This is a genomic window from uncultured Chitinibacter sp. (genome assembly GCF_945957625.1).
Classification (GTDB): domain Bacteria; phylum Pseudomonadota; class Gammaproteobacteria; order Burkholderiales; family Chitinibacteraceae; genus Chitinibacter; species Chitinibacter tainanensis.
On record NZ_CAMFLP010000007.1, the window covers coordinates 146,537 to 158,701 of the forward strand.

The window sequence follows — 12,165 nt, forward strand, 5'->3', positions numbered from 1 at the left end:
TGTGCCAGCCTTTTTTCTGCTCAATGCGCCCTTTGCACTGGATTTTTGATCTCGACAATACCCTCCACATCGCCAGCCGCCATGCCTTCCCGGTGATTGACCGGGCGATGACGGAGTGGCTGCAACAGCAATTGGCGGTCGACCACCACACAGCGAACCATCTCAGGGTGAGCTATTGGCAACGTTACGGTGCGACTCTACTGGGTTTGCGTCGTCACCATCCCGAGCTTAATCCGCACACTTTTCTGCGAGCCTGTCACCCCTTTGCTGAGTTAGGGATGGCGCTGCACCCAATGCCCCGCCTACGCTCTACCTTATTACAGCTGGCTGGTGATAAATACCTGTTTACCAATGGTCCGGCCGAGTATGGCCGCTGGATGCTCGGGCAGTTGGGTATCGCCGATCTATTTACCGGCATTGCCGGGATTGATACGGTAGGCTTACGACCCAAACCTCAACGCCTGGCGTTTTTGCAGATGAGTCGACATTTTGCTGTGCCGCTACGCGATTGCATTATGGTCGAAGACAGTATCGATAATCTGCAGATGGCTCGTCGCTTGGGTATGCACACGGTCTGGCTGAGCCCTGGCCGACAGCGTCATCCTGCCGCGCAGCATCAGATTCGTCATCTACATCAACTGACTCAACTCAATGCTCGGCTGATGCGATAAAAAAGGGGGCCAAGCCCCCTTTTTTGCGTCTGCAGTCTAAGCCGGCAAGCTTAGAAGAATGACTTCAGACCCACCATCACGCGTGAAGTGTTTTGACCGGCTTTGCCGCTGTAGTCAAAGGCATTGTCGGCCGCGCCAATGGCAGAGTTCGCTTCATTTTCCACATAACGACCTTCCACAAAAGCGAGGTTGTTTTTGTTCAGCGAGTAGTTGTAACGGGCTACGTACGCCTGGGCACCTGAATCACCTTGTTTAGCGCCATTCAGTGATACATCGTCCAGTTTGGCGTAGCTCAGATAAACCGCGTGTTTATCTTGTTTGTAGCTCGCTTGAGCCAACCATTGGCCTTGTTCCATCTTGGCATTACCTGGGTCAAACATATTGTGTTTGTAACCCGCGGTGAAGCCCAGGCCATTTTGCAGCTCATAGCGTGCACCAGCGTAGTAAGTCTCGGTATCGAATGTTTGGGTCGCAGTAGCGCTACCCACGGTCAAATCATCCGTAACACCATCACGTTTCTGGTAAGTACCGTCCAGTTGCAAGCCAGCCAGTTTGTACTTGGCAGCCACGTCATAGGTTTTACCTGAGCCGTTACCGTCGTCGTTGTAGTCTTTAAAGCCAAACGCCGCACCTGCCGAGAAGCCTTTCAGTTCAGGGGTGTCATAGCGCACGATATTGTTAATCCGCGTAGCTTGGCCCAGGCCATAGTCACCCGCCAACCAGCTCAGACCGGTATCAGTAAACAGCGCATCTTGTGCGTCATAGCTTGGTGTCATCAAGCGGCCCATACGCGCAGTACCGAAATCACCCTGCAGACCGACATAAGCGTCTTTCACGCTTACCCAGTCATCCAGTTTGCTGCCGCCGCTGCTGTTGTTTACGCCAGCCGACAAGCGCCAGATGATCGACGATGGAATCGCATCAATTTTGTGCGTACCGTCAAACGACAGAGTGCCGTCCAGATACACGCCGTCTTTATTATCGCTACCACGATCATCCAGTTTGACCCCACCGGTCATGTCACCAGAGATAGTCACGTCGGCTTGCGCAAAACCGGCAGCCAGCGCCAGGGAAATAACGAGAGCAGTTGTTTTGATTTTCATGCTGATTGCCTCCACTACACTTTGAAAAATCCAGCGGTGCTGGACAGATGCCTCGCAGTGTATGCGGCAGCTCAACTTGGCTCGCGGCACAAAATCACAGCCATTTGGTGTATTTTTGCCATGCCGCTGGCCTTGAAATCTGGCTCAGATGGCCGTAAAAAAAGCAGTCGACATCACGCCGACTGCTTCTTCACTATTTAAATTCAAAGACTTATTACAACTCGACCTGCATCCCCATCTCCACGACACGATTCGGTGGGATTTTGAAGAAGTTGGTCACCCGCGTGGCGTTGCGGCTCATCAAACTAAACAAACGCCGGCGCCACCAACTCATTGACGGGTATTTGGCCTCCACAATCGTCTCGCGCGACAGGAAGAACGACGTGTTCATATCATCAAACACGAGCTCCGGCTGCAGCTGTGTTACCTGCTGCAATACCAGCGGCACATTCGGCTCTTCTTTAAAACCAAACGTCGCGATCACCTGATAGAAAGTTTGCCCCAGTTTGCGTACCACCACCCGCTCACGACTGGGCACAAAGGGAATATCGTCGGTCTGAATCGTCAGAAACACCACCTGCTCATGCAGCACTTTGTTGTGCTTTAGATTATGCAGCAGGGCATGCGGCACCGAATCGGAGCTAGCAGTCATAAAGATCGACAAGCCTTCTACACGCTGTGGCGGGCAGGCTTCCAAGCTTTCGACAAAGCCGGGCAAGGGCATTTCGCCCTCACGCAGTTTGGCCGACAGCAGCTTGCGGCCTTGTTTCCAAGTCATCATCAGCGTAAAGGCGATCAAGCCCAGCATCAGTGGGAACCAGCCGCCCTCATGCAGCTTCAGGATATTGGCCGAGAAGAACGCAAGATCAATAAGCAGCAAGAAAGATAAAACAGCCCAGTACAGATACTTTTTCTGCCCTTGTAGATAATGCCCAGCCACATAAAACGCGAGCAAGGTCGTCATGACCATGGTGCAGGTCACCGCAAAACCATAGGCGGCAGCGAGATTACTAGAAGTGCGGAAACTCAAAATCAGAATAATGACAGACACCAACAAGAACCAGTTCACCCCGGGGATATAGATCTGCCCCATTTCCCGCTCGGAAGTATGCTGAATATCCATCCGCGGGCAGAACCCCAGTTGTACCGCCTGATTAGCCACCGAGAAGGCCCCGGAAATCACCGCTTGTGAGGCAATGACAGTCGCCATGGTCGCCAAGACCACCAGCGGCAATTGGGCCCAACTTGGTGCAAGCAGGTAGAACGGATTCTTGATTGCTTCGGGGTTAGAGATCAGGAGAGCGCCCTGACCAAAATAATTCAACACCAAGGCCGGCAGCACCAGCAAACACCAGGCATAGCGGATCGCCGGCCGGCCAAAGTGCCCCATATCGGCATACAGTGCTTCAACCCCGGTCAGACACAAGACAACGGCCCCCAGCAGCACGAAGGCCACCCACGGATGGGCTAGAAAAAACTGTACGGCATACCAAGGATTCACCGCGGCCAGCACTTGCGGTGCCTGCACGATATTAATCACCCCCAGCAGGGCCAGCACGCCAAACCAGGTCAGCATAATCGGGCCGAATAGCTTACCCACCAGAGCCGTGCCGCGTGACTGCATGGCGAACAGCCCAATCATAATCGCAATCGCCACCGGTAGAATGTAGGGTTCTAGAGTATGGGAAACGAGGCTAATCCCCTCGAGGGCGGACAGTACCGAAATCGCGGGGGTAATAATGCTCTCGCCGGAAAACAGCGCGGCGCCGAAAATACCGAGTACGGCTAATCTGAACGCGGTGGTTTTGCGGTCCCCCGCCGCGCGCAAGGCCAAGGCCATCAGCGCTAGAATACCTCCCTCGCCGCGATTGTCGGCCTGCAAAATGATGCTGACGTATTTCAAGGTCACGACCAGCATCAGGCCCCAGAAAATCAGGGACAAAATACCCAGTACATTAAACGCATTCAGCGCGAGAGGAACGTGGCCGTTAAAGCATTCTTTTAGCGTGTAGAGCGGGCTAGTGCCAATATCGCCATACACCACACCGATGGCGCCGACCACAAGGCCAGCTAGCTTTTTAGGATCACGGCTATCTGGGTGAGACATGATGATTCAATCGTCCAAAGCGGGAAGCGGATTATATGCCTGTGGGCGGCTAAATGCATGATTTGGCGGCATTCGTTGCGGCAATGCACCAAAGCAGCGCGCTATTTCATTCGTTGCCAGCCGGGCGTAATTTCATCCGCTGAGCCTGCAATTGTAGCCAGTCAAAATAGGGGCCTGGGTCGGTCTTGCGCGCCGGTGCGATGTCTTGGTGACCCACCAGATGCGCAATCGGATAGCGCAGCTGCAAGGCATCGACCAACCGCTGCAATACCCCGTACTGTATTAGCTCGAAAGCCACATAATCCGAGCCTTCCAGCTCTATACCCACCGAAAAATCATTACAGCGCTCCCGCCCTGCCCAGCTGGATATGCCGGCGTGCCAGGCGCGCTCAGCGCAAGACACAAACTGGATCAGCTCACCATCTCTGCGGATCAGAAAATGCGCCGAAACCCGCAACAGTGCCAGCTCGGGATAAGCAGGGTGAGCCAAGGGATTGAGGCTATTGGTAAACAGGCGCTCGATATCATCACCGGCAAATTCGCACGTACCCGGCGGTTGCGGTGGTAGGTGGATATTGTGGATCACAATCATATCCACCGACTGGCTGCGCGCGTCGCAATTCGGGCTAGGCACCCGGCGCGCGCCGGCGCACCAGCCTTGGGCATCGATCAGATAAGAAATCGGCATAACAGGATGGCCACACAATGATTCGCCAGTCATCCTACTCTGCCACGGCTTAGCGCGCACCCCCCAAGAGGGCGATTAATTGCTCATGCCGGCGGTAAAAGGCTTTTTCCTGCACTTCTTTTTGCGCTTGGCTCAAAGCAGTATTCAGCGTGGTGCTAAATTGCGCGTAAAACAGCTCAACTTCGGCAATGCGCTTCAAATCGCGGTTGGCCAGTGGCTTAAAGCCGGCCAGGCTATCGGCGGCGGCCAGATTGGCTTTGGCATTCGGGTATTGTGGATTGGTGGCGTATTGCAAAAAGAAGCTGCTAATGGCTTGTTTGAGCTCAGCCGGTAAGGTGCGACGCATCACCAGCGGGTCAAAGTTAAATGCATCCGATTGCCAGATCACTTTGATTTTGGCCGACTCTTGCGGGAATTTGCGCGCAAATTTGACCAGATCATCGGTATTGTTGGCCGCGACATCGACTTCACCGCGCGCGACAGCCAGGAAATTATCCTGATGATTACCATAGCGCACCGCTTTGAAGTGCTGCTCCACCACGATATTGTTTTTCAGAAAGGCATAGTACTGCGGCAACAGAAAACCGGAGGTCGATTTGCGATCGCCACTGCCGTAGCGATAGCGGCCTTTGCTCGAGAGGACCTGTTGCAAATCCTTAATGCCGCTGTCTTTACGGGTGATCAGCACCGAGGAGTATTTATCGATACCACCGGCCAGCACCAGTTGGCCAAATACATCGACATTCGCAGTTTCAACCGCTTCAAGCGCCACTTTATTCCCGAGCCGCGCTACTTGAATCTGCCCAGACTTCAGGCCATCCAGAATTTCGCTGTAGTTTTTCGCGGCCACCGCTTTCACGGGCCGGCCGGTGGCTTTGGCCAGGTCATCCAGCACTGGCTGCCAAGCCGCCACCGCTTCGGCTGCCTCACCATGGGCGATCAAGCCCACGGTCAGGGTCGGCGCGGCCGATGCTCCGCTCATCCATACCGACAACATCCCGCCCAACACCCACCACCGTACCGACTTCAACATGACTAATCCGCGCAAAAGCTTACAAAAGGCGCGGATCATACCGCATTGATTGCGCAGGATAAGTAACCAGTCTTACAAACTACCGCCAGCGGTTGATCGCAGTAGACAAGTGGTACGCATCGTCTTATTCATCACACTCCTGCGCAATGCCCAGCCGATCCAGCCGGTAGCGCATGCTGCGAAATGTAATCCCCAATAATTTGGCAGCCTGGGTGCGGTTGAAATTGGTTTTCGCCAGCGCCGCCAGCAGCGCCGCTTTTTCCACCCGATCCAGATAATCCTGCAGCGGATAGGTTTCCCCCAGATCGGCGGCCTGTGCGGCGGCCTCGGTAGCAACGGGATCAGAAAGATGTAAATCTTCGGCGGTAATGTGCTCGCCATCGCTGAGCGCCAGCGCGCGCTCCAGCAGGTTTTCCAGCTCGCGCACATTACCGGGAAAATCATAGCGGCGCAGCGCCTGTAGGGCATCGGGCTGCAATTGCGGCGCATCCATATTGTGCCGCTGGGCCAGCTTGGCCAGCACCGCTCGCGCAATCAGCAAGATATCGTCGCCCATTTCGCGCAGCGGCGGCATTTTGAGCTCAATCACATTCAGACGGTAATACAAATCCTGCCGAAACTTACCGGCCTCGACGCATTTGGCTAAATTCTGGTGGGTGGCCGAGATAATCCGGACATCGACATCGACTTCCGCCACACCGCCCACCTGCCGCACCTTGCGCTCCTGAATCGCGCGTAACAGTTTTACCTGCATCGCCAGCGGCAGATCGGCCACTTCATCCAGAAATAAAGTCCCGCCATGGGCGGCCTGAAAAAACCCCGCCCGGTCTTCGTTGGCGCCGGTAAACGCGCCTTTGCGGTAGCCGAAAAACTCGCTTTCCATTAGAGTTTCCGGAATCGCGCCACAATTCACGGCCACAAAGGGCTGCTCGCTGCGGCTGGATTTGGCATGAATCAGCCGCGCCGCCCGCTCTTTCCCCGAGCCTGATTCACCGGTGATGTACACTGGCGCCTGATTGCGGGCGAGCTTTTCAATCAGCCCTTGCACATACAGCATCGCTGGAGATTGCCCAAGCAGTGGATTATCACCACTAGGCAAGCTCACCGCGGGCTCTGGCGCATCAAGCTTTAAGGCTGATTTAACTAGGGTGCGCAGCTGCTCCAGCGCCACCGGCTTGGCCAGATAATCAAAAGCGCCGGCCTTCAAGGCGGCAATCGCATTATTGGTACTGCCATAGGCGGTGAGGATGGCAATGGGGACATCGAGCTTGCGCGCTTGAATATGCTGCACCAGCTCCAGCCCTTCGCCGTCCTGCATGCGCATATCCGAAAGACACAGATCAAAGCGCTGGCTATCCAATAGCCCTTTGGCCACTTGCACGCCATTGGCTTTGACGACATCCAGCCCCATTTTCAGCAGCGTGAGTTCCAGTAGATCTGCCAGATCAACTTCATCATCCACCACCAAGACACGGGGCAAGCTTTTAGATTTTCTGGCCATCGGTATATCCAAAGACAATGCGGAAACACGCCCCCCCCTGCGGAGGCGACAGATATTCAAGCAAGGCACCATTCGCGGCGCAAATTTCGCGCGCAATATACAGCCCCAAGCCCGTGCCTTTACTTTCGGTAGTAAAAAAAGGCTCAAATAATTGCGACTGGGCATCTGGTGGCACCGGTGGCCCATCATTAAGCACATCCAGCACCCAGAATTCATGCTGCCGAGTTACCAGCAACTTTAGACTACCCGGCTGCTGCGTACAGTAACGCCAACCATTGCGGGCCAGATTCCAGAGTACTTGCTGCAAGTGCCCAGAATCAAAGCGCACCAGCACTTGCGGCTCGCACTCAATCTGCAAAGCCTGCACGCCGGCTTCTTGCAAGATGAACTCTTCGTTGAAGGTGGCTAGCCATTCAGCGAGCTTGATATCTTGCCGCTTGACCCGATCACGGCGATTGAGCTCCAGCACATCTTTCACCATCCGCTCTAGCCGCTGGCTATTGTCATTGATAATGCGGGTCAGTTTTTGCAACAGCGGATTATCCGCCTCTTCCTGCATCAACTGCGCAGCATGGGTAATCGCGCCCAGCGGGTTGCGGATTTCATGAGCCAAATTCGCGGTGAGCCGCCCTAGGGCAGCGAGTTTGAGCTGCTGGGCTTCGCGGCGCAGCCGGGCCATATCTTCCAGATAAATCAGCACACTGCCATTACCGCCCTCGTTCAGCGGTACAAAACGCGCCCGCAAGGTATTGCGGCCATCGGCTGTTTGTACCAGCTCGGCCGACACCCCGGGTTGGGCCCGCCAGCGCAGCAAGGGGCCGGCGAGCTCCGGCACATCCGCCGCCAGTGATGAGCCCAGCGCCGGTCGCAAGCCGGTGAGCCGCACGGCCTGCTCGTTATATTGGCGAATGGTTTCATGCTCATCCACCACAAACACGCCATCGGATACATCCTGCAAAATCCGCTCATTCACCTGAGCGAGATTGGCCAAATCCACGCTGCGCTGCTCAGCCAAGGCGCGATTTTCTTCGGCGTAGCGCGATAAGCGAAACGCCAGCCACGCCACGGCAAAGGAGGCCACACACAAGAGCGCGGTCGGCATTGAGGCCCAGTCTTCACCGCTTTGGGTCAGATTGGCCCACAACATCTGGAGCAGCAACGCAATACTGGCGACCGAGGCATGAAACAGCGTCATTCGCCCACGCGCAATCAGGCCGGCGGCAGCGAGATAAGGCAGCAGCAAAATCCCCAGCCCGCTCTTTACCCCGCCACCCAGATGCATCAGGCTCACAATAATCAGGACATCGACAGTGACCTGACAAGAGAGCTGCAGATCAAAACTGGGCCAGCGCTTGGCAATCCCGGCGGTAAACAACAAGGCAAAAATGGTGTAGCCGCCCAAGAGCATGGCGGCATCAACGGGATTGGCCAGCTCATTGACCGGCGTGCGGGCAAAGAAAAACATCCCTGCCAACAAGCCGATAATGGTCAGCAAGCGGAAAACATTGAAAAAGGCCAGCGAGCGCCACAAAGCCTCGCTGACCTGACGGGCGACTAAATCCATGAATGACCGGCAGAAAAAACGGGCGACCGTGGCCACCCGTTATTGTGTTTAATTGCTGATATGACTACCCAGATTGGGCGGCGTCAGAGTCTGGCCAATGTAATGCGCCAGCTCCCCCAACGCAGCTTCATACACCCCCCGCTTGAAATCAATCACGGCCTCCAGCGGTGACCAGTATTCATTCCAGCGCCAAGCATCAAACTCGGGGTGTGCGGTCTTGCGCAGGCAGACATCCGAATCTCTGCCCACCAAGCGCAGCAGAAACCAGATTTGCTTTTGACCTTTGTAGGTACCACGCCACTCACGGCGCACCCAGTTGGTCGGCACATCATATTTCACCCAATCCCGCGTGCGGCCGACGATCTCGACATGCTCGGGCAACAGGCCAACTTCTTCGGCCAGTTCACGATACATGGCTTGTTCAGGAGTTTCCCCCTGCTTGATGCCGCCCTGCGGAAATTGCCAGGAGTGCTCGCGCACCCGTTTTCCCCAAAACACTTGGTTCTGGCGATTGAGGATGATGATGCCGACGTTTGGCCGATAGCCATCACGGTCGAGCATAAAACTACCTATTTCAGAATTTCGTTGATTACCTTAATTTTTTCACATCCCGGCCATCTTGCAAACCATTTCCTGCGTTTGCGCTATTAGCCATGCGGGCAAGCGGCGGCCTAGATGAACAGCCGGCGATCATTATGCGGATTCATCCGCGCCAGATCACTGACGAACTCACCAAATTCGAGCCCATACTGACTTTCCAGCTTTTTCGCCCGTTCGGCCAAACGCTCCCACTGTGGGCTGTTTTGACCACGCTTAAAGGCAAACGCAATCACATTGCCCTTTTGCCGCGCGGGCAAGCACAGCAGGCGGCCATCAAAAAGCTCGCCAATCTGGGCACAATATTGCTCGAATTTGCGGTCGATACTCCACAGATTCACGGCCAGCACGCCGTTGTCGGTGAGCTTATCGCGGCAAGCCTGGAAAAAATCGGCATTCGCCAGCGGCGCGGCGATGCCAGTGGACGAATACGCGTCCATCACAATGCAATCGACCGAATCATCGGCCATGCCATAAACATGAGCCGCGCCATCGGCGGCCAATACACTCAGGCGCTCATCATCGGGCGGCAGATAAAACATGCTACGCGCTACATTGATCACCTGCTGATGCAGCTCGACGCAGGTCAGGTGCGTGCTGGGCAGGTATTCATGCACCCACTTGGCAATCGAACCACCACCTAGGCCAATCAGCAACATGTCTTTGGGCGGTTCCACAAACAGCAGGCTGGCAAACACGCAGCGCGAATACGCCAGCAGCAACTCATTGGGCGCGCTGATTTTCATGGCGCTCTGGGTGTCATCCTGACCGAAATGCAGTTTGCGCACGCCGCCTTCTTCAGACACATCAATCACGATGTCATCATCATTGGCCTTGGAAAACCGTTTGGAGCGAAACAGCATCAGTCGTCACTCCCGCATGCGCTGGCCGCAGGTTTGCTGGCCAGAATTGAAATCCGTGCGGGATCGGCAAATTCTTCTTTATCAAAGGCTTTGTCACCATCAGCCCGCGCCACGCCATCGGCTTTGGCGTGCACAAAATCGTAGATTTTCGGGTCGTTCAGATGCGAAGGCACCACATTGCAGGTGGCCGCGAACATATTTTCCAGCCGGCCCGGAAAACGTTTATCCCAATCGCGCAACATATCGCCCACCACTTGGCGCTGCAGATTCGGCTGACTACCGCACAGGTTGCACGGAATAATCGGGAATTCTTTGGCGATGGCGTATTTTTCGATGTCTTTTTCTTTGCAATAGGCCAGCGGGCGGATCACCATATGCTTGCCATCGTCCGACACCAATTTTGGTGGCATGCCTTTGAGCTTGCCACCGTAAAACATATTCAGGAACAGCGTCGCCAAGATGTCGTCGCGGTGGTGACCCAAGGCAATTTTGGTCGCACCCAGCTCGTCGGCCACGCGGTACAAAATGCCGCGGCGCAGGCGTGAACACAGGCTACAGGTGGTTTTGCCCGGCTCGATCACCCGCTTCACAATCGAATAGGTGTCTTCCTCAACGATTTTGTATTCCACGCCCAGCTGGCTGAGATATTCAGGCAGTACATGCTCGGGAAAGCCGGGCTGTTTCTGATCTAGATTCACCGCCACAATCGAAAAATTGATCGGTGCCGATTTTTGCAGGCCGAGCAAAATATCCAGCATGGTGTAGCTGTCCTTCCCGTATAGGCAATAAACCCTTTTGGCAGATGCAAGAAAACCAGCTAAATAGAGCCTTACATCGGAAAAAGCCTTAACAAAAACAGTCAAAAATGTAAAAGAAAGCGGTTGATATGCCAAATTAAGGGTCATTTGACCTCCTGAGACTCAAACTTGACATGATGAATCTTTACAATTTTTGACTGTTGCCCCTCAAATGGAAGCGAGCTGCTACATGATGACGAAGAAACTTCAACACCACCGTACTCATGCTGTTGCTTCTCGGCGGAACGATCGAGTGCCAGCTTTTCAAAATCAAAAAGCTTGGTGTCAGCAAGCTGAGATGGGCTGACATTTTGAAGACTATGAAATATGTTCTCGATATAGCCTGGGTTTGTAGTATCCCATTCAGCGATCATCGACTTAATTTTTTTCCTTTGTAGATTTTCTTGAGACCCACAAAGATTACAAGGAATAATTGGTACGTTCAGATCATCTGCCACTTTAGCGATATCTTTCTCGCGACAATAGGCCAAAGGACGGATAACAATATTACGTTTGTCATCAGCCAGCAGTTTGGGCGGCATAGCTTTTAGCTTGGCCTGGTGGAACATATTCAAGAACAAGGTCTCGACAATGTCATCCATATGATGCCCAAGTGCGATCTTGGTGGCTCCAATTTCTTCGGCAAACCCATAAAGCGTGCCTCGACGAAGTCGTGAGCATAAAGCACAGGTAGTTTTACCTTCTGGCACTTTTTCCTTCACGACTGAATATGTATCTTTATCGAGAATGAAATAGTCGATCCCTTTCTCGGTAAAGTACTCAGGTAATACGTGCTCAGGGAAACCTGGTTGTTTCTGGTCTAAGTTGACAGCGACCACTTCAAATTTGACGGGTGCTACGCGCTGTAAATGCAATAGCGTATCTAGCATGACAAAAGAATCTTTGCCCCCTGAAATGCAGGCCATCACTTTGTCGCCATCTTCGATCATTGCGTAGTCTGCTATCGCTTTCCCTACATGTCTTCGAATTAGCTTCTTACGAGCCTCGGCGGCTTTACTCATTGCAACTTCTCTCTTAGTACATCGCCTATGGCGGATAGGGTAATTTCTTCTCATTTTAACACTGCGCACACATCAGCAGTTAGGCCGTTAAACCCTTTGCACTTCGAAACGATTCGTGGAGCTGTTTTATCAACGACAAGTCTTCTGAATCCGCAGTACTTGACCAAAAAGCAGACTGTTCTTAAAAAAACGCCACTTATGTTGAGAAATCTAAAGGCG

At 53.9% G+C, this 12,165-nt stretch carries 10 protein-coding genes and 1 pseudogene; 1 reads left to right on the forward strand and 10 read right to left on the reverse strand.

From position 1 onward, the window contains the following. Positions 1-23: 23 nt before the first annotated feature. The gene (locus QV747_RS10185; RefSeq protein WP_273429754.1) at positions 24-671 is read left to right on the forward strand and encodes a pyrimidine 5'-nucleotidase; all 648 of its coding nucleotides are present in this window, start codon (positions 24-26) and stop codon (positions 669-671) included. Positions 672-721: 50 nt separating this feature from the next. Here the strand turns inward: QV747_RS10185 and QV747_RS10190 are convergent, their stop codons facing one another. The 10 genes and pseudogenes from QV747_RS10190 to ttcA (QV747_RS10235) form a co-directional block, all read right to left on the reverse strand. Next, positions 722-1,774 (reverse strand): porin, encoded by a 1,053-nt coding sequence (locus QV747_RS10190; protein ID WP_273429753.1) that lies wholly within the window; start codon positions 1,772-1,774, stop codon positions 722-724. A 214-nt stretch (positions 1,775-1,988) separates the two neighbouring features. Continuing rightward, positions 1,989-3,881, reverse strand: coding sequence for a potassium transporter Kup (locus tag QV747_RS10195; RefSeq protein WP_273429752.1), 1,893 nt, complete (start codon positions 3,879-3,881; stop codon positions 1,989-1,991). A gap of 106 nt (positions 3,882-3,987) precedes the next feature. Continuing rightward, on the reverse strand, positions 3,988-4,569 hold the full coding sequence (ampD, locus tag QV747_RS10200) for a 1,6-anhydro-N-acetylmuramyl-L-alanine amidase AmpD (protein ID WP_273429751.1): 582 nt from the start codon (positions 4,567-4,569) through the stop codon (positions 3,988-3,990). Between the two features lie 49 nt (positions 4,570-4,618). Further along, positions 4,619-5,602: a phosphate/phosphite/phosphonate ABC transporter substrate-binding protein gene (gene phnD, locus QV747_RS10205; RefSeq protein ID WP_273429750.1), complete on the reverse strand. Its 984-nt coding sequence runs from the start codon at positions 5,600-5,602 to the stop codon at positions 4,619-4,621. Between the two features lie 124 nt (positions 5,603-5,726). Continuing rightward, a complete protein-coding gene (locus QV747_RS10210; protein WP_273429748.1) occupies positions 5,727-7,103 on the reverse strand; it encodes a sigma-54 dependent transcriptional regulator in 1,377 nt (458 codons plus the stop codon). Beyond that, the gene (locus QV747_RS10215; protein ID WP_273429747.1) at positions 7,087-8,667 is read right to left on the reverse strand and encodes a PAS domain-containing sensor histidine kinase; all 1,581 of its coding nucleotides are present in this window, start codon (positions 8,665-8,667) and stop codon (positions 7,087-7,089) included. The genes QV747_RS10210 and QV747_RS10215 overlap by 17 nt, the downstream gene beginning before the upstream one ends. Positions 8,668-8,715: 48 nt before the next feature. Continuing rightward, entirely contained in the window at positions 8,716-9,228 is a 513-nt protein-coding gene (locus tag QV747_RS10220) for an RNA pyrophosphohydrolase (RefSeq protein WP_028450054.1), read from the reverse strand. Positions 9,229-9,338: 110 nt separating this feature from the next. Next, positions 9,339-10,127, reverse strand: a complete 789-nt coding sequence (locus tag QV747_RS10225; RefSeq protein ID WP_273429746.1) for a fused MFS/spermidine synthase — start codon at positions 10,125-10,127, stop codon at positions 9,339-9,341. Beyond that, a pseudogene (gene ttcA, locus QV747_RS10230) lies at positions 10,127-10,924 on the reverse strand (tRNA 2-thiocytidine(32) synthetase TtcA); the annotation flags it as partial. The pseudogene ttcA (QV747_RS10230) and the gene QV747_RS10225, both read right to left, overlap by 1 nt. Positions 10,925-11,028: 104 nt before the next feature. Continuing rightward, the gene (ttcA, locus tag QV747_RS10235; RefSeq protein WP_273429745.1) at positions 11,029-11,946 is read right to left on the reverse strand and encodes a tRNA 2-thiocytidine(32) synthetase TtcA; all 918 of its coding nucleotides are present in this window, start codon (positions 11,944-11,946) and stop codon (positions 11,029-11,031) included. Positions 11,947-12,165: the final 219 nt, after the last annotated feature.